Raw genomic sequence first — 18,286 nt, 5'->3', positions numbered from 1 at the left:
AGATATGATCGGGATGGTGCTGGTCACGCATGGGGGCCTGGCGGCGGAATTTGTCGCCGCGCTGGAACATATCGTCGAGGACAAGGTCGGAAACGTCGCGGTCGTGCCGATCGGCCCCGAAGACGACATGGAGCAGCGGCGATATGAATTGCTGGAAAAGGTCAGGGAGGTCGATGACGGCGACGGGGTGGTTGTCCTGACCGATATGTTTGGCGGCACGCCTTCCAACCTGGCGATCTCCATTCTGGAAGCCGCCAATGTCGAGGTCATCGCCGGCGTCAACCTTCCGATGCTGATCCGGCTGCACAAGGTGCGCGGCACCAAATCCCTGCTCGAAGCGGCCGAGGCGGCGCAGGAAGCCGGCCGCAACAACATCAACATCGCGTCCAGTCTGCTCGCGACCCGGACCGGCTAGGGCGCTGCGTCCGATGATGCGCCAGATGCGAATCGTCAATGAAAAGGGGCTACATGCGCGCGCTTCCGCCCGTTTCGTGAAGGTGACCGAACAGTTCGACGCGATAATCGAGGTCACAAAGGACGGCACAACCGTATCAGGCGATTCGATCCTCGGTCTGATGACGCTGGGAGCGTCGACCGGAACCTGCATAGACGTCTCGGCCGTCGGCGCGGAAGCCGATGCGGCGCTAACGGCGCTGGCGGCGCTGGTGGAAAACGGATTCGATGAAAGCTGAACCGGACAAACCTGCGCAGGCGCGGGAACGAATCTTCGAAGGCCTGGGCGTTTCGCCCGGCATCGCCATCGGGCCGGCGCATCTCAGCGAGGTCGGTGCGCCGACTGTCCCCGAATTCACCGTGCGCAAGTCGGAAATCCCGGCGGAACAGGCGCGGTTCCGGACGGCGCTGGAACTGTCGCGCCGGCAGTTGCGACGGCTGGGCCACCGGGCTCGTACGATGCACGCGGGCGCCGCGGGCGAAGAACTGTCCAGCCTGCTGGAGGCCTATACAAGGATGCTGACCGGGTCGCGGCTGGTGCGGGGTGTGGAGCAGCGGATCGAGGAAACGCGGATCAACGCGGAAGCGGCGGTGCGGGCGGAAATCTCGAAGATCGCGCGAAATTTTGCCGAACTGGACGACCCCTATATGGCGGCCCGGGCGGACGACATCCGGGAGGCCGGCGCCCGGCTGATCCGCAATCTGACCAAGACTCCCCTGCCGGCCTATTCGACCCTGCCGCGCGGCTGCATCATCCTGGCGGAAGATCTCAGCCCGGCCGAGACGGCACTGTTGAATCCAGCCTTGATCGGCGGCTTCGGCACCATTCTGGGCGGACCCGAAGGGCATACGGCGATTGTCGCGCGGTCGCTGGGGATTCCCGCGGTACTGGGGGTCACCGGACTGGACATGTCGCGGCTGTCGCCCGGGGCGCGCGGGGCATTGACCGTGATCGTCGATGGCAGCGGTGGACGGATCGTTATCGATCCCACGCCGGAAACACTGGCGGCCTATGAGGCGAAGCGGACGTCGTTCCGGCGTGAATCGCGGCGATTCGCCAGACTGCGCGACCGGCGCGCCATAACGCGGGACAAGGCGGAAATTCAGCTCTGCGCGAATTACGAACTGCCGCATGAACTGATGCTGGCGCAACGTCATGGCGCCGCGGGTATCGGATTGCTGCGCACCGAATTCCTGTTCATGAATCGCGACCGCCCGCCGAACGAAGACGAACAGTACGAGAGCCTGCGCGCCATCGTCGAGGGGATGGAGGGCCGCACGGTAACCGTCCGGACGCTTGATGTCGGCAGCGACAAGCTGGCCTATTCGGTGGGCAGCGACCTGCACGATTCGGTCAATCCGGCGCTCGGTTTGCGGGCGATTCGCCTGTCGCTTCGGGAGCCGAAGATGCTGTCGGACCAGTTGTCGGCGATCCTGCGGGCCGGGGCGCACGGTCCGGTGCGTATCCTTTTGCCGATGGTGGCGACGGTGGACGAGGTGTTGCAGGTGCAGGCGGTTCTGGCGGCGGCCGTGCACCGGTTGAAGCGCCGCGGTATTCCGATCGCCGAACCGCTGCCGCCGGTAGGGGTGATGATCGAAGTGCCCGGAGCGGCGCTGATCGCCGATATTCTGGCGCAGGTGGCGGATTTCTTCGCTATCGGCACCAATGACCTGACCATGTATACGCTGGCCATCGACCGCGCCGATGAACGCGTCGCCTATCTGTACAACCCCCTGCATCCCGCTGTACTTCGGCTGATTCAGTCGACGGTCGATTCCGCCCTGCGCGCGCGAATCCCGGTCAGCATCTGTGGCGAGGTGGCGGGCGATCCCCGCTATACCGCGCTGCTGCTCGGACTTGGCGTGCGCGAACTGTCGATGGCGGCGCCGAGCCTGCCCCGCGTCAAACAGCGGGTGCGGGCGCTCGATATCGCATCGACGACGCTGCATGCCAGGGCGATCATGGAGCAGTCCGACACCGAGCAGATCGGCCGCATGCTCGACGACCTGAATGAAACCATCTGATGCATCGCCGGATGTAATGGGCGCCTGCCCGAAGCGTTTATTGATTTCCTAAATGTTCCGGAAAGTATTTCTACCTATGATCAATACGGCAAAAAGCCGGGGAGCCATTGCCATGCTGCAGCGCAAATTGCATAGTATTGCAGTGCAGCAACGCTTGCTGCTTGCCACAATTATATTGCGAGGCAAATGAATGAACTATCATATGCATGAACTGGCGCACACGTTGATGACACCCTGGCGATGGGGTGCGAAGGGGCTGAAGTTCCAGCTCGACCTGCCCTTCAACTGCTTTGGTAAATCATCGGTCGGCCGGAACCTGTCCGCCGGACTGGAAGTGTTCGAGAACCTGACGCGTCGCTACGGAAAACCCGAATTCGGCCTGCATGAAACCAAAATCCATGGCATGCCGGTCCCGGTGAAGGAAGAGATCGTTCTCAACAAGACATTCTGCAAGCTGCTGCATTTCGCTCGCGATGAGGCGGTAACGGGGCAGCGTTACGATCCCAAGGTGCTGATGGTTGCGCCGATGTCGGGTCACTATGCGACGCTGCTGCGCGGCACAGTCGAAGCCATGCTGCCGGAACACGAGGTATATATTACGGACTGGGTCGATTCCCGCTACGTTCCGGTTGTTGCCGGGCGTTTCGACCTGGATGACTTCATAGATTACATTATTGAATTTGTACAGTTTCTCGGGCCCAACACCCATGTGATCGCGGTCTGTCAGCCGGCCGTTCCGGTGCTGGCGGCGACCGCCCTGATGGCCGCGCGCGACGAGACGATCCAGCCCGCCTCGCTGACGCTGATGGGCGGCCCGATCGATACGCGGCGCAACCCCACCGTCGTCAACGAACTGGCGGAAAGCCGGTCCATCGAGTGGTTCGAGCGTACGGTGATCTCCCAGGTGCCGTTCCCCAATGCGGGAGCGATGCGGCGCGTGTACCCCGGTTTCATGCAATTGACGGGTTTCATGACCATGAACCTGGAACGGCACATGACGGCGCATCGCAAGCTGTTCGAACATCTGGTCGAGGGCGATGCGGATTCGGTGAAGCAGCACCAGGATTTCTACGAGGAATACATGTCCGTCATGGACCTGCCGGCGGAATTCTACCTGCAGACGGTCAAGACGGCGTTCCAGGATCATTCGCTGCCCGATGGCTGGATGACACATCGGGGCGAACCGGTGGATTGTAGCGCGATCCGGCGCACGGCAATCATGACCGTGGAAGGCGAAAAGGACGATATCTGCGGCCTCGGCCAGACCGAAGCGGCGCTGGATCTTTGCGTCAATGTGCCGGTCGATGAAAAATACCACTATGTCCAGCCGGGCGTCGGCCATTACGGGGTGTTCAACGGCCGTCGCTGGAAGACCGAAATCCAGCCGCGGATCCGCGAATTCATCCGCACCATACAGTTCAAGCGCCGGACGGGCGATACCGGAATGACCTATGGCCTTCCCTATCGCAGCCTGCAGGAAAAGCGCGAACCGGCAGTCGATTGGGAAACGGTCGAAGAATAGCCGCACGCCGCGGCAACGCCGCCATTCACGCCGGTATGGAACGGACACCGCGGCGCCGGATGGCCGAAACAAGAAGATAAATACATAAAGATTTATTTATGTAATTGTTGCGGGTGGCGGCAATCCTTGCTATACGCCGGTTCAGAATTCGGCCGGTGTGCGTATCGCCATCGCGCCTAGCATGCATGAATCAGGAGACGCAGATGACGACCGAAAATGATTACAAAGTCGCCAATATCGACCTCGCGGACTGGGGTCGCAAGGAAATCACCATCGCCGAGACGGAAATGCCGGGGCTGATGGCCCTGCGCGAGGAGTTCGGCAAGTCCAAGCCGCTGAAGGGGGCGCGCATCGCGGGTTGCCTGCATATGACAATCCAGACTGCGGTGCTGATGGAAACGCTGACGGCGCTGGGCGCGGATATCCGCTGGTCGTCCTGCAATATCTTCTCCACCCAGGACCAGGCGGCGGCGGCGATGGCCGCGGCGGGCATGCCGGTTTTCGCCTGGAAAGGCGAAACGGAAATAGAAGCCGAATGGTGCATCGAACAGACGATCGTCGGCCCGAACGGCTGGCATCCGAACATGATTCTGGACGATGGCGGCGACCTGACCATCATGATGCATGAAAAATTTCCCGAACTGATGACCGGCGTGAAGGGCATTTCGGAGGAAACCACCACCGGCGTCCATCGCCTCTACGAAATGCACAAGGCGGGCAAACTCAAGGCGCCGGCGATCAACGTCAATGACTCGGTCACCAAGTCGAAATTCGACAATCTGTATGGCTGCCGCGAAAGCCTGGTCGATGGCATCAAGCGTGCGACCGACGTGATGGTGGCCGGCAAGATCGTGGTGATTTGCGGGTATGGCGATGTCGGCAAGGGATCCGCCGCAAGCCTGCGCAACCAGGGCGCGCGCGTGCTGGTAACGGAAATCGACCCGATCTGCGCCCTGCAGGCCGCAATGGAAGGCTACCAGGTCACGACGATGGAAAAGGCGGCGTCAGAGGGCGATATCTTCGTGACCACCACGGGCAATATCGACGTCATCACCATCGATCATATGCGTGCGATGAAGGACCGGGCGATTGTCTGCAATATCGGGCATTTCGATTCGGAAATCCAGATTTCCGCCCTGCGCAATTACCCCTGGCACAACGTGAAGGAACAGGTGGACGAGGTGGAATTCCCGGACGGCAAGCGGCTGATCGTCCTGGCCGAAGGGCGGCTGGTCAATCTCGGCTGCGCGACGGGTCATCCCAGCTTCGTCATGTCCGCTTCCTTCACGAACCAGGTTCTGGCGCAGATCGAATTGTGGAACCATTCCGACCGGTACGATATCGGCGTCTTCGTGCTGCCGAAGCATCTGGATGAAAAGGTTGCGACACTGCATCTGAAGAAGCTGGGCGTTGAATTGACCGCCCTGAGCGCGGCGCAGGCGAAATATCTCGGCCTTTCACAAAGCGGCCCGTTCAAGCCCGATCACTACCGTTACTAGTGCTTCGACCGGATCCACCGCGCCGCGGCGGATCCGGATGCTGCCGGAGAACAGGCCTCTTGTTTACGGACGTAGGAAAAATTACACTGTGCCCGTGCAATTCAGGGGCAGAAAACGCGTTGCGGGCGCAGGGTTCCTTGCGGCGGCGGGCGCACCGAAAATAGCCTTCGCCGCCGGGCTGGAGGTCGCGTCTCCCGTTTGGGGTTACCTGTTAGCCGGCATCGTGGCGGCGCTGGCGGTGGCCCTGCTTTTGCGTCGCCGCAAGGCCGAAGACGACACGATTGAATCGGCGCCGGTCGGGCTTGTCTGGTGGGCGCGCGGCAATTCCGGCATAACGGGTCCGGCCCGCGACCTGCTCGGCATCGACAATGCCGCCAATCTGTCCGCGCTGGCAAATATCTTTTCAGACAGGGATGCGCCGGAGGTTTCCGGCATTCTGGGGGCGCTTCGCGAACAGGGGAAACCCTTCGCCGGGCGCTACCGGACCCGCGCCGGCAAGGAGATTTCGCTGACCGGCCGCCGCGTCGCGTCGCGGGATCTGGTCTGGGTCGGCGCGCCGGCAATACAAAGCGTCGAAACGGCTGCCTTGCGGGCGCTGATCGACCGGTTGCCGATGCCGGTATGGTGGCGACGCCCGGATATGGATCTGGCGGGATGCAATGCGGCCTATGCGGCCGCGCTGGATTGCGATGTCGAAACGGTGCTGCGCGACCGTCGCGAACTGGGCGCCGGTTACCTTGACCGGGACGGCCGCAGCCTCGCGCGCCGCGCGATGAATACGGAAAGCGCCCAGTCGGAAAGCCACCATATCATTGTCGGCGGTCGCCGCCGCCTGTACGAATTCTCGGAAATGCGGCTTGGCGAACAGACCGGCATCGTGGGCGGCTACGCGACGGATGTCACGATGATCGAGGACGTGCAATCCGATCTTGCGTCGCATGTCGCCGCGCATGCGGAAGTGCTGGAAAGCCTGTGGGCGGCAATCGCCATATACGGGCCCGACCAGCGGCTGAAATTCTTCAATTCCGCCTTTCTGGAAATGTGGAACATCGACGCGGAGGCGCTGCACGGTGAACCGTCGCTGGGCGATGTGCTGGAAGTGCTGCGGGAACGGCGGCGCCTGCCCGAATATCTCGACTTCCAGAGCTTCAAGCAGGAAACCGCCGCGCTGTTCAACACATTGATCGAGCCCCGCGAGGAACTGCTGCATCTGCCCGACGAACGGACCCTGCGCATGATTGTGTCGTCGCATCCCATGGGCGGCCTGATGTTCGTTTACGAGAACGTCACGGACAGCCTGGCGCTGGAGCGATCGTACAATACCCTGACCGAAGTGCAGCGCGAAACGCTGGACAACCTGCATGAGGCCGTGACCGTCTTCGGCGCGGATGGCCGGCTGAAACTGTGGAACGTGGAAGCGGCCGTCATGTGGAACCTGCCCATGACGGAAGCCAGCCTCGATACGCATATCGGCGACATCCTGGAGGAGACCCGCGCCCAGTTTCCGCCGGTCGATGACTGGGCGGCGCGCAAACAGCGCCTGATCCTGGCGGTGACGGAACCGAAACCGCAATCGGGACGGCTGCGGCGAATCGACGGACGGATCATCGACTATAACTGCGTTCCCCTGCCGGATGGCGGCTGCCTGCTGGGCTATATCGACGTGACCGACGGGGCGCGCGTGCAGCAGGCGCTGGAAGAACGCAACCTTGCGCTGGAAGCCGCCGACCGGATGAAGTCGGACTTTATCGCCAATGTCAGCTACGAACTCCGGACTCCGCTGAATGCGATAATCGGCTTTACCGAAATTCTCGATAACCGGTATTTCGGCGAGTTGACGGCGCGCCAGGGCGAGTATGTGCAAAGCGTCCTGCAGGCGTCCAATCACCTGATGGCGCTGATCAACGATATCATCGACCTGGCGACGATCGAGGCCGGTTATCTGACGCTGGAACTGGGCACGGTGAATGTCCACGATGCCCTGGTCAATCTGTTGCCGGTCTTTCGCAAACGCGCCGGCGATTCCGGTCTGGAACTCAATTTCGACTGTCCCGCGGATATCGGCACGATAGTCGCCGACGAACGGCGGGTCCGCCAGGCGATTTACAACCTGATCACCAATGCGGTGCAGTTCACGCCCGAAGGCGGCACGGTGACCCTGTCGGCGCGGCGGGAGCCCGACGGCATGACCATCGCGGTCGCCGATACCGGCATCGGGATCGCGCCGGAAGATACCGACAGGATGCTGGAGAAATTCGAGCGTGGCCAGGGCGATTCCCGCGAATACGGGGCGGGCCTGGGGCTGGCCCTGGTCAAGAACCTGATAGAGCTGCACGGCGGGTCAATTACCGTGCAAAGCGAACTGGGCAAGGGGACCCGGATCGAATGCCGGTTGCCGCTGAACGCCATGGCGAAGAACGCCGTTGCCGAATCGACAGAGGCCGTTGCGTGATCGCCGCCGGGTCGCATGGTCGAAATGCAGCGACGCCGGATGGCCGCGTTATCGTCGATCTGCCGGACGAAACGGCGACGGCGGCGCTGGCCGGAAGACTGGCGCCGTTGCTGCGGACCGGCGATATCGTGGCGCTGCGCGGCGATCTTGGCGCCGGGAAGACCAGCCTGGCCCGCGCGGTCGTCCACGCGCTGGGCAATCCGGCCGAAGCGGTGCCGAGCCCGACATTCACGCTGGTGCAGACCTATGCTTTGCCGGCGTTCGATCTGTGGCATTTCGACCTGTACCGGCTGGAATCGGCCGAGGACGCGTTCGAACTCGATATCGAGGAGGCCTTTGCCGGCGGCGTGTCGCTGATCGAATGGCCAGACCGGCTGGGCGGCTGGCTGCCGGAAATACGCCTCGATATCGAACTGCATTTCAGCGATGACGGCGAATCGCGGTGGGCGATTCTGGCCGGGCGCGGCGACTGGCCCGCGCGTCTGGCGCCGCTGCGCGATGACTGACAGAGCCGCGCAAATCGAGGCGTTCCTGGCGGCGCAGGGCTGGGAGCGGGCGACGCGGCGACCGCTTGCCGACGATGCCTCCTTCCGCCGGTATGAACGGCTGCGCGAGGATACGCGCCGCGCCATCCTGATGGATGCGCCGCCGCCACGGGAAAATGTCGGACCCTTCCTCGAAATCGACCGCATCCTGCGCGGCATGGGGTTCAGCGCGCCGGAGATATTCGCCGAGGATCGCGAGGCGGGGTTGCTGCTGCTGGAGGATTTCGGCGATGCGACCTATACCAGCGCGCTGGCGGACGATCCGGCCTGCGAAACGGCGCTCTATACGCTGGCGGTCGATGTGCTGGTTGAATTGCACCGGCGTTTCGACGGCGCCGAAGGGGTCCCCCCCTATGACCATGCCCGCCTGATGACGGAGGCAAACCTGCTGATCGAATGGTATTATCCGGCGATGTACGGCAGGGATGCGCCGCCGGCCCTGGGCCGTGAATTCGAGGTGTTGTGGCAAACCGCGTTTGACGCCCTGCCCGCGTCGCCCGATACGCTGGTGCTGCGCGATTATCATGTGGACAACCTGATGTGGCTGCGGGATCGGGATGGCGTGCAGGCCTGCGGGTTGCTGGATTTTCAGGACGCCGTGATCGGCCATCGGGCCTATGACCTGGTGTCGCTGCTGGAGGATGCCCGCCGCGACGTGCCGGGCGGCTTGGCGGCCGGGCTGTTCGACCGTTACCTCGATGCGTTTCCGGAAATCGGGCGCGGTGCATTCCGGCAGGCATATGCGCTGTACGGCGCGCAGCGCTGCACCAAGATCCTGGGAATATTCACGCGGCTCGACCGGCGGGACGGCAAGCCCGTTTATCTGAAGCATTTGGCGCGCGTCTGGCGCTGGCTCGAAGGCGACCTGACGCATCCGGCGCTGGGCGCGCTGAAAACCTGGTTCGACCGCGAATTTCCGCTTGAATCGCGAATCGCACCGCCGCCGAAGGCAGGCGCATGACACAGCGGATCAGAACAGCGATGGTGCTGGCCGCGGGGCGCGGCACGCGCATGCGCCATCTTTCGAAGACCCGGCCGAAGCCGCTGACGGTACTGGCCGGTCGGACCTTGCTCGACCGGGTGCTCGACCATCTTGAAGCCGACGGCGTGGACCGGATCGTGGTCAACACCCATTACATGGGCGAGATGATCACGGAGCACCTTTCGAGGCGGTCGGGCATCATCCTCTCGCCCGAGGTGGACCTGCTGGAAACCGGCGGCGGGGTCCGGCATGCGCTGCCGCACCTGGGCGACGATCCGTTCTACGTCATCAACAGCGATGCTGTATGGGGCAACGGTCCCACGCCGGCGCTGCGGCGCCTGGCGGCGGCGTGGCGCGACGAAACCATGGATGCGCTGTTGCTGCTGCAGCGCATGGTCGCCGTCGCCGGTACCAGCGGGCGCGGCGATTTTTTCCTCGATCCGCTGGGCAGGGTGCGCCGCCGCGACAGCCGGGAAATCGCCGCCTTCCTGTTTGCCGGCGTCCAGATTCTGCATCCGCGCCTGTTCGCCGGATCGCCGGAGGGCGCGTTTTCCCTGAACCGGCTCTACGACGCGGCCGCGGCGACGAACCGTTTGCACGGCATCGTCCATGACGGCGAATGGTATCATGTCGGCACGCCCGAACAGTTGCTGCAGGCCGAATTCGATCTGGCGCTGGGCGACGCCCTGGTCAACAGCCGCTGATGGCCGGGGTCTATACCATTCCGCCGGGCGCCCCCTTTGTGGATGCGCTGGCCGGGGGCATTCTCGCCGAAACAGGCGGCGATCCTTCCGCGCTGCTCGACTACACAATCCTGCTGCCGACGCGCCGGGCCTGCCGGTCGCTGCGCGATGCGTTCCTGCGCGCCGGCGACGGCAGGGCGATGCTGCTGCCCACGATGCGGCCGCTCGGCGATGTCGATGAAGATGAGTTCGCCTTTCACGAAGCGCCCGAACCGGGCGGCGCCGAAACGCCGCCTGCCATTCCCGCCCTGCACCGCCGGCTGCTGCTGACGCGGCTGATCCTCGGCTGGGACCGGGCCGGGGACGATATGTCGGTCGACCAGGCGGCGCGGCTGGCGGTGGAACTGGAACGGCTGCTGGACCAGGTGCAGACCGAACGCCTGTCGTTCGACGGGCTGAAGGATCTGGTGCCCGGGGATTTCGCCGAGCACTGGCAGAAGGTGCTGGCCTTTCTCACTATCCTGACCGAGCACTGGCCTGCGGTCTTGCGCGAGCAGGGCGGCATCGACCAGGCGGAACGGCGCAACCGCCTGCTGGATTCGCTGGCGGCCCTGTGGGCGCAGACGCCGCCGCCGGGCCATGTCATCGCCGCCGGATCGACGGGCAGTATCCCCGCGACCGCCGATCTGCTGGCCACGGTCGCGGCCATGCCGAACGGCCGCGTGGTGCTGCCGGGCCTGCTCCGCGATACCGATGCCGGGACGCAGGAGGCGATCGAACGCGACCAGACCCATCCGCAGCATAATCTGGCGCGGCTGCTGCGCCGCATGGCGCTGACGCCCGACGCGGTGCCGGACTGGCCCGGCGTCGCGCCGCCCGGCCCGCGGATGCGGCTGATCGCCGAAGTCATGCGGCCCGCCGACACGACTCAGGCCTGGCGCCTGCTCCGGGACCTGCCCGCCGGCGCCCTGGACGGGGTGCAGCGGGTCGATTGCGCGGATTCCGCCGAGGAAGCGGGCGTCATTGCGCTCATTCTCCGCCAGGTGCTGGAAGACAGTTCGCGGACCGCGGCGCTGGTGACGCCGGACCGGAAACTCGCGCGCCGGGTCACGGCGGAACTGCGCCGCTGGAACATCGATATCGACGATTCCGCGGGCGAGCCGCTGATGACCGCGACGCCAGGCAGTTTCATGCGCCTGATCGCGGCGATGGTCGCCGGCCGCTTTGCGCCGGCGCCCCTGCTTGCGGTCCTCAAGCATCCCCTGGCGGCGGGGGGACGGCAGGCCATCGCTTTCCGCAGCGATGCCCGGTTGCTGGAGCGGATGATCCTGCGCGGGCCAAGGCCGGGTGCGGGGATTGCCGGGTTGCGGGCGGCGGCGCCGGCCGGCAGCGCCGAATCCGCGACGCTGAAAGCGTTCCTCGATTCGCTGGAGGCCATGACCCGGCCGCTGGTTTCCGTCGTCGATGGCGGCGGCGCGCGGCTGGAGGATTTCCTGGAAGCGCATGTCGCCACTGCCGAAGCCCTGGCGGCGACCGACACAGAATTCGGCGCGGAACGCCTGTGGCGGGGCGATGCCGGGGAAATGCTGGCCCGATTCATCGCCGAATTGCGGCACGCGGCGGATTTCCTGCCCCCCGTGGATCCCGGCGCCTATCCGGCCCTGCTCGATTCGCTGATGAACGGCGCGACCGTTCGCCCGCGCTATGGCCGCCATCCGCGCCTCGCGATCCTGGGGCTGCTGGAAGCGCGGTTGCAGCGCGCCGATCTTCTGGTGCTGGGCGGGCTGAACGAGGGCGTCTGGCCGCCCGATCCGCAGCCGGACCCCTGGCTCAGCCGGCCGATGCGCGAACGCTTCGGCCTGCCGCTGCCGGAACGGCGCATCGGCCTGACCGCGCATGACTTCGTGCAGGCCTTCGCCGCGCCGGAAATCGTCCTGACCCGCGCGGCCAAGACCGAAGGGCAGCCGACCGTGCCCTCGCGCTGGCTGACGCGGCTCGACGCTGTCCTGCGCGGCGTCGGCCAGGAAAACGCGCTGCAGGCGGGGCCGAGCCAGTGGCGCGCGGTCCGCGCCCTGCTGCGCCAGCCGAAACGCCCGATCCGGATTTCGCCGCCGGCCCCCCGCCCGCCGCTGGCGGCGCGGCCCCGGCGCCTGTCGGTGACCCAGATCGAAACCTGGATGCGCGACCCCTATGCGATCTACGCCCGCCATATATTGCGATTGCGGCCGCTGGATCCGCTGGACGCGGATCCGGGCGCGGCGGAACGCGGCACCTTCATCCATGATGCGCTGGACCGGTTCCTGCGCGAGTTTCCCGACACGCTGCCGCCGGATGCGCTGGAGAAGCTGCTGGAATTCGGCACTGCCGCCTTCGGCGACGCGCTGGTGCGACCCACCGTCCGCGCCTTCTGGTGGCCGCGCTTCGCGCGCATCGCCGGCTGGTTCGTCGAGAACGAATCCACCCGGCGCGGCGATGTCGTCCGGGCGCATTCGGAAACCGAAGGCCGGCTGGACATGCCGGCCGCCTATGCGCCGTTCGCCCTGACCGCGAAGGCGGACCGGATCGACCGCCTGGCCGACGGCAGCTACGAGATCATCGATTACAAGACCGGCGCCCCGCCGTCGAATGTCGAGGTCGGTCTCGGTTACGCGCCGCAACTTGCGCTGGAGGCGGTTATCCTGCGCGGCGGCGGATTTAGGACGGTGCCTGAAGGCGACGTGCGGAAGCTGGCGTACTGGCAGCTCGGCGGCGGCGAACCCCCGGCGACGATCCGTGCGGTTGGCGGCGATGCGGGCGACCTGGCCGATGCGGCGCGGGCCGGGTTGATGGCGCTGATCGAGTCCTTCGACAACCCCGATACGGCCTATGCGGCGGTGCCGCGCCCGGACCGCGCCCCCCGGTTCAACGACTATGCGCATCTGGCCCGCATTCGCGAATGGGGGGATGGATGACCGTCGACATGATCACGGCGGCCGGCATCGCGCAGCGCCGGGCGGTGCACCCCGAAGCCAGCGTCTGGGTTGCCGCCTCGGCGGGCAGTGGAAAAACCAAAGTGCTGACCGACCGGGTCCTGGCCCTGCTGCTGAACGAAACCCGGCCGGAACGAATCCTCTGCCTGACCTTCACCCGCGCTGCGGCGGCGGAAATGGCGGTACGGATCAACCGGCGGCTGGCCGGCTGGGCCACCGAACCGGATGACGCCGTTCGCCGGGATATCGGGCAACTGCTCGGCGCGGCGCCGGACGATGACCGGCTGGACCGCGCCCGGCGGCTGTTTGCGCAGGTTCTCGATGTGCCGGGTGGGCTCAAGGTCCAGACCATACACGGCTTCTGCCAGTCGCTGCTGGCGCGGTTTCCCCTGGAAGCGGGGATCGCGCCGCATTTCGAGGCGATGGACGACCGCAGCGCCGCCGAACTGATGCTGGCGGCCCGGGACATGGTGCTGACGGCGGCGCGGCAGGGGGGCGAACTGGCGGATGCGCTGGCGGTCGTTACCGGTCATATCCAGGAGGAACAGTTCGCCGCGCTGATGGACCACATGGCGCAGAACCGCAGCCGGATTCGCGGCCTGATCGACCTGTATGGCGACGGGATGGGCGACGCGGTCTGCCGGAAACTGGGCGTGGCGCCGGGACAGTCCCCGGCGGACGTGATTTCCCGGGCGTGCTGGGACGCCGCGGTGGATACGGCGGCGCTCACACGCGCCGGTGAAGCGCTGCTGACAGGTACCGCGAAAACCGACCAGCCCCGGGGCCTGACCCTGTTGCAATGGCTGAAGGCGAACCCGGTCAAGCGGCAGGAATTGTTTGCCGGATACGCCGATGCGTTCCTGACCAAGGCGGGCGACCTCCGGTCGCGGCTTATTACCGTCAGGCCGGCGGATGCGGCGCCGGGCTCGGCCGAGGCGCTGGGCGCGGAGGCGGAACGGCTTGCCGGAGTGATGGACGAATGCCGCGCGGTGGTGACGGCGGAGGCGACGGTCGCCCTGTTGCGGCTGGGCGCGGCGTTGCTGGACGCCTATGAAAGATCCAAGCTCGTGCTGGCGCGGCTCGACTACGACGACCTGATCCTCAAGACGATTGCCCTGCTGAACCGGAGCGCCGATGCGGCCTGGGTCCTGTACAAGCTGGATGGCGGGCTGGACCATATCCTGATCGACGAGGCGCAGGATACGAACCTGCATCAATGGGCCATCGTCGAGGCGCTGGCGAAGGAATTTTTCTCCGGCGCCGGGGCGCGGACCGAAACCCGGACCGTGTTTACCGTGGGCGATGCGAAACAGTCGATTTTCAGCTTCCAGGGCGCCGATCCGACGGCGTTCACCCATATGCGCGAAGTCTTCCGCAAACAGGTGGAAGCCGCGGCAAAACCCTGGGAATCGGTGGACCTGAACTGGTCCTTCCGCTCCGCGACGCCAATACTGGACACGGTGGATGCGGTATTCGGGATAGACCCGGCACGGGACGGCGTTGCGCCGGACGGCGAACCGATCGTGCATCGCGCGGTGCGCGCGGGCCATGCGGGGCTGGTCGAAATCTGGCCGCCGGTCCGTCCGCGCGACGCGCCCGATGCCGCGCCCTGGGCGCCGCCGCTGGACCGGGAGGCGGCGGATAATCCCTCGGCCCGGCTGGCGAATGTGCTGGCGGCGAAAATCGAGAGCTGGATCGGGTGCGAGGTCCTGGCCTCCCGGGGACGAACCGTCCGCGCCGGCGATATCATGGTGCTGGTCCGCCGCCGCAACCGGTTCGTCGACCAGTTTGTCCGGGCGCTCAAATCGCGCGGCATCCCGGTTGCCGGGGTCGACCGGATGGCGCTGGCGGAACAGCTTGCGGTGATGGACCTGATCGCGCTTGGCGAATTCCTGCTGCTGCCGGAAGACAACCTGACCCTCGCCACTGTCCTGAAGGGACCGTTCATCGGACTGGACGATGACAACCTGTTTGCGCTGGCCTATGACCGGGGCGATTCCTCCCTGTGGCAGCGGCTGGCGGCCGACCCCCGCTACGCGGCGGCGCATGGCTGGCTGTCCGCCCTGCTGGCGCGGGTCGATTTCGCGCCGCCCTTCGAGCTTTTCTCCCATGTCCTGACCGCGCCGGTGGCGGATGGGGAATCCGGGCGGCAGCGCCTTGTCGCCCGGCTGGGAGTCGAGGCGGAGGACCCGGTCGAGGAATTCATGAACCTGACGCTGGAGCACGAACGGCTCAACCCGCCATCGCTGCAGGGGTTCCTGCACTGGCTGAAGGCGGGCGATCAGATCGTGAAGCGGGATATGGAACACGGCAGCCGCGACGAGGTACGCGTCATCACCGTGCACGGCGCGAAGGGGCTGCAGGCGCCGATCGTTATCCTGCCCGATACGATGGCCGCGCCGCGGTCCAGCCCCGATATGCTGTGGTCGGAGGGTATCCTGCTGTGGCCGCCCAATCGCGGTTGCGAAAGCGCGGTCAGCGCCACCGCCCGCGCGGCGGCGAACCTGCGGCGCGACCAGGAATACCGGCGGCTGCTCTATGTCGCGATGACCCGGGCCGAGGACAGGCTTTATATCTGCGGCGCCGAAGGACGACAGGCGCCGCCGGACACCTGCTGGTACGCCATGGCCCATGCGGGGCTGGAAGCGATCGGCGAGCCCTTCGCGTTTTCCGCCGATGGCGAGGATGGCTGGGAGGGCGAGGGTATTCGCCTGTCCAGCCTGCAGTCGGTGGACAGCGCACCGGACGCCGCCACCATCGCCGATGACGAGCCGCCGGCCGAGGCGCTGCCCTGGATGTTTGCGCCGGCGCCGCCCGAACCGACGCCGGTCCGGCCGCTGACGCCGTCCCGGCCGGCAATGGATCCGCCGGTCGTATCGCCGTTCGATACCGATAACGGGCAGCGGTTCCGGCGCGGCACGCTTATCCACCGGTTGCTCCAGACCCTGCCGGACCTGTCGCCGGCGCGCCGGCGCGCCGCCGCCGGGGGGTTCCTCGCCCTGCAGGTGCACGGGCTGACCCCGGAGGAACAGGACGTCATCGTGGCTGAAGTCATGGCCGTGCTGGAAAACCCTGAATTCGCGGCGCTTTTCGGCCCGGACAGCCGCGCCGAAGCGCCCGTTGTCGGCCGCATCGACAGTCGCGAGGGGCCGGAAATCGTGTCCGGACAGGTCGACCGGGTGGTTATTCGGGACGACGAAATTCTGGTTGTCGATTACAAGACCAACCGCCCGCCGCCCCGGCGCGAAGCGGATGTTGCAGAGGTTTATTTGCGCCAGATGGCGGCCTACCGCGCCATCCTGCGGCAAATCTGGCCGGATCGGCCGGTTCGCTGTGCGCTGCTGTGGACGGACGGGCCGCGCATCATGGCGCTCAACGACTCGTTGCTTGACCGTTTCTTCGATGCTCCATAGAGTCCGTATCAAAGGGTTCCCAAAGGGAATCCGGCGTTGAAATAACCGCAGGGGTAGCAATATGGCAACGGTTAAGGTATCGGACGATGATTTCGACAAGAGCGTGCTTGGCGCCGGCCAGCCGGTTCTGGTCGACTTCTGGGCTGAATGGTGCGGACCGTGCAAGATGATTGCGCCGGCGCTGGAAGAAATCGCGACGGATATGGCCGGTAAACTGACGATTGCAAAGCTGAATATCGACGACAATCCGCAGACTCCGGCGAAATACGGCGTAAGGGGCATCCCGACCCTGATCCTTTTCAAGGACGGGCAGGTCGCGGCGACGAAAGTCGGCGCCCTGGCAAAGACCCAGCTCGCGCAATGGGTTGAATCCGTCGTCTGACGGTCTGACGGGTCGCCGATTCCGCAGGAAAGGCTCCACCGGTTCGGGTGGGGCCTTTTTTGGTTGTGCTCTACCGGTGCTCCGACAGGACCCTGCCGGCCAGGTAGAGCGAGCCGCAGATGAGGATTCGCGCGGGTTCCGGGGCGGCCGCGACGATCCGGGAAACCGCTTCCGCCATCGACGGGGCCGGCACGGCGCGGGCGTTTCTCGAAATCGCGGCGGCGGCGGTCTGTTCGGCGCTCAGGCTGGCTTCCTCGCCCGGAATGGCGACGGTCTGAACCTGCTGCACATAGGGGCCCAGCGGCTGGAAGAATGCGCCCGCATCCTTGCTGTCCAGCATGCCGGCAACGAGGAACAGCGGCCGGTCCTGCCAGTCGCGGGCGACCTGTCCCAGCACGACGCCCGCCGCCGCATTATGGCCGCCATCGAGCCATAGCTCCCAGCCGCGCGGCAGCAAATCGACCAGCGGCCCACCGATCAACCGCTGTAACCGTCCGGGCCAGGAAACCCGGGTCAGCCCCTCGGCGATGGCCGCATTGCTGATGTTGAAGCCACGCAGCTGTTCAGCGCAGGCGACGGCCATGCCCGCATTGTGGATCTGGTGTGCACCGGGCAGCGCCGGGGCGGGATACTGCCGGATACCGGCGCCGAGCCGCACCCGCAGGCTGGTGGCGTCGCCCGACGCCCCCCAGTCGGCGCCATGGCGGAACAGGGGCGCGCCCACGGCCCGCGCCTGTTCGGCGATAACGGCGGCGGCTTCCGGCGGCTGCTCGCCGATGACCGACGGGACGCCGGGCTTCTGGATCGCCGCTTTTTCGCCGGCAATCGCCGTTATCGTCGGACCCAGGAACTGAACGTGATCGATCGAAATGGGAGTAATGGCGGTCAGGGCCGGTCGGGCAACGACATTGGTCGAATCGAACCGCCCGCCAAGCCCGGTTTCCAGCAGGACGATATCCGCCGGCGTTTCCGCGAAGGCGCGGAAGGCGGCGGCGGTGGTGATCTCGAAGAAGGTGATCGGCCGCCCTTCGTTCACGATCTCGCAATAGCCCAGCAACTGCGCCAGGCGTTCTTCCGAAATCAGCTGGCCCGCCAGCCGGATGCGCTCGTTGAAGCGGACCAGATGCGGCGAGGTATAGACATGCACGCGCTTGCCGGCGGCTTCCAGCATGGCGCGCAGGAAGGCGATCAGCGAGCCCTTGCCATTGGTCCCGGCGACATGGACCACCGGCGGCAGCCGGTCCTGCGGACGGCCGAGCCGTTCCAGCAGGTCGAGCGTCCGGCCGAGCGACAGGTCGATTTTCTTGGGGTGCAACGTCATCAGGCGCGCGAGGACGGCGTCGCTGCTGCGCGGGTCCATG

Annotated in this window: 13 protein-coding genes; 12 read left to right on the top strand and 1 reads right to left on the bottom strand. The window is 65.6% G+C overall.

Annotated elements, in window-relative coordinates:
* Positions 1-4 precede the first annotated feature (4 nt).
* From WD767_08050 to trxA, 12 genes are all read left to right on the top strand, one after another.
* Positions 5-415, top strand: coding sequence for a PTS fructose transporter subunit IIA (locus tag WD767_08050; protein MEX2616031.1), 411 nt, complete (start codon positions 5-7; stop codon positions 413-415).
* A gap of 25 nt (positions 416-440) precedes the next feature.
* The gene (locus tag WD767_08045) at positions 441-692 is read left to right on the top strand and encodes an HPr family phosphocarrier protein (GenBank protein ID MEX2616030.1); all 252 of its coding nucleotides are present in this window, start codon (positions 441-443) and stop codon (positions 690-692) included.
* Positions 682-2,478, top strand: a complete 1,797-nt coding sequence (gene ptsP / locus WD767_08040; protein ID MEX2616029.1) for a phosphoenolpyruvate--protein phosphotransferase — start codon at positions 682-684, stop codon at positions 2,476-2,478. Before WD767_08045 ends, ptsP begins: the two co-directional genes overlap by 11 nt.
* Positions 2,479-2,668: 190 nt before the next feature.
* Complete coding sequence (gene phaZ, locus WD767_08035) at positions 2,669-4,000, top strand: polyhydroxyalkanoate depolymerase (protein ID MEX2616028.1); 1,332 nt, start codon at positions 2,669-2,671, stop codon at positions 3,998-4,000.
* Positions 4,001-4,203: 203 nt separating this feature from the next.
* Positions 4,204-5,499 carry an adenosylhomocysteinase gene (gene ahcY / locus WD767_08030; protein MEX2616027.1) on the top strand — a complete coding sequence of 432 codons (1,296 nt, stop codon included), beginning with the start codon at positions 4,204-4,206 and terminating at the stop codon, positions 5,497-5,499.
* An 88-nt stretch (positions 5,500-5,587) separates the two neighbouring features.
* On the top strand, positions 5,588-7,951 hold the full coding sequence (locus WD767_08025) for an ATP-binding protein (GenBank protein ID MEX2616026.1): 2,364 nt from the start codon (positions 5,588-5,590) through the stop codon (positions 7,949-7,951).
* On the top strand, positions 7,948-8,457 hold the full coding sequence (gene tsaE / locus WD767_08020; GenBank protein ID MEX2616025.1) for a tRNA (adenosine(37)-N6)-threonylcarbamoyltransferase complex ATPase subunit type 1 TsaE: 510 nt from the start codon (positions 7,948-7,950) through the stop codon (positions 8,455-8,457). Before WD767_08025 ends, tsaE begins: the two co-directional genes overlap by 4 nt.
* Positions 8,450-9,457 (top strand): phosphotransferase, encoded by a 1,008-nt coding sequence (locus tag WD767_08015; protein MEX2616024.1) that lies wholly within the window; start codon positions 8,450-8,452, stop codon positions 9,455-9,457. Before tsaE ends, WD767_08015 begins: the two co-directional genes overlap by 8 nt.
* The gene (locus WD767_08010; protein ID MEX2616023.1) at positions 9,454-10,182 is read left to right on the top strand and encodes a nucleotidyltransferase family protein; all 729 of its coding nucleotides are present in this window, start codon (positions 9,454-9,456) and stop codon (positions 10,180-10,182) included. The genes WD767_08015 and WD767_08010 overlap by 4 nt, the downstream gene beginning before the upstream one ends.
* A complete protein-coding gene (addB, locus tag WD767_08005) occupies positions 10,182-13,112 on the top strand; it encodes a double-strand break repair protein AddB (protein MEX2616022.1) in 2,931 nt (976 codons plus the stop codon). Before WD767_08010 ends, addB begins: the two co-directional genes overlap by 1 nt.
* Complete coding sequence (gene addA, locus WD767_08000) at positions 13,109-16,543, top strand: double-strand break repair helicase AddA (GenBank protein ID MEX2616021.1); 3,435 nt, start codon at positions 13,109-13,111, stop codon at positions 16,541-16,543. Before addB ends, addA begins: the two co-directional genes overlap by 4 nt.
* 61 nt (positions 16,544-16,604) lie before the next feature.
* A complete protein-coding gene (gene trxA, locus WD767_07995) occupies positions 16,605-16,925 on the top strand; it encodes a thioredoxin TrxA (GenBank protein MEX2616020.1) in 321 nt (106 codons plus the stop codon).
* A 70-nt stretch (positions 16,926-16,995) separates the two neighbouring features.
* Here the strand turns inward: trxA and WD767_07990 are convergent, their stop codons facing one another.
* Entirely contained in the window at positions 16,996-18,285 is a 1,290-nt protein-coding gene (locus tag WD767_07990) for a folylpolyglutamate synthase/dihydrofolate synthase family protein (protein ID MEX2616019.1), read from the bottom strand.
* Between the last annotated feature and the right edge of the window lies 1 nt (position 18,286).

The organism is Alphaproteobacteria bacterium (assembly GCA_040905865.1).
Classification (GTDB): domain Bacteria; phylum Pseudomonadota; class Alphaproteobacteria; order UBA8366.
Note: the sequence above shows the minus strand (reverse complement) of the source record. Positions and strands in the feature narration are given on the sequence as shown.

Coding starts and splice junctions, on each gene's coding strand:
- WD767_08050 (MEX2616031.1), top strand. CDS start 5: ATGATCGGGATGGTGCTGGTCACGCATGGGGGCCTGGCGGCGGAATTT.
- WD767_08045 (MEX2616030.1), top strand. CDS start 441: ATGCGAATCGTCAATGAAAAGGGGCTACATGCGCGCGCTTCCGCCCGT.
- ptsP (MEX2616029.1), top strand. CDS start 682: ATGAAAGCTGAACCGGACAAACCTGCGCAGGCGCGGGAACGAATCTTC.
- phaZ (MEX2616028.1), top strand. CDS start 2,669: ATGAACTATCATATGCATGAACTGGCGCACACGTTGATGACACCCTGG.
- ahcY (MEX2616027.1), top strand. CDS start 4,204: ATGACGACCGAAAATGATTACAAAGTCGCCAATATCGACCTCGCGGAC.
- WD767_08015 (MEX2616024.1), top strand. CDS start 8,450: ATGACTGACAGAGCCGCGCAAATCGAGGCGTTCCTGGCGGCGCAGGGC.
- WD767_08010 (MEX2616023.1), top strand. CDS start 9,454: ATGACACAGCGGATCAGAACAGCGATGGTGCTGGCCGCGGGGCGCGGC.
- addB (MEX2616022.1), top strand. CDS start 10,182: ATGGCCGGGGTCTATACCATTCCGCCGGGCGCCCCCTTTGTGGATGCG.
- addA (MEX2616021.1), top strand. CDS start 13,109: ATGACCGTCGACATGATCACGGCGGCCGGCATCGCGCAGCGCCGGGCG.
- trxA (MEX2616020.1), top strand. CDS start 16,605: ATGGCAACGGTTAAGGTATCGGACGATGATTTCGACAAGAGCGTGCTT.
- WD767_07990 (MEX2616019.1), bottom strand. CDS start 18,285: ATGGACCCGCGCAGCAGCGACGCCGTCCTCGCGCGCCTGATGACGTTG.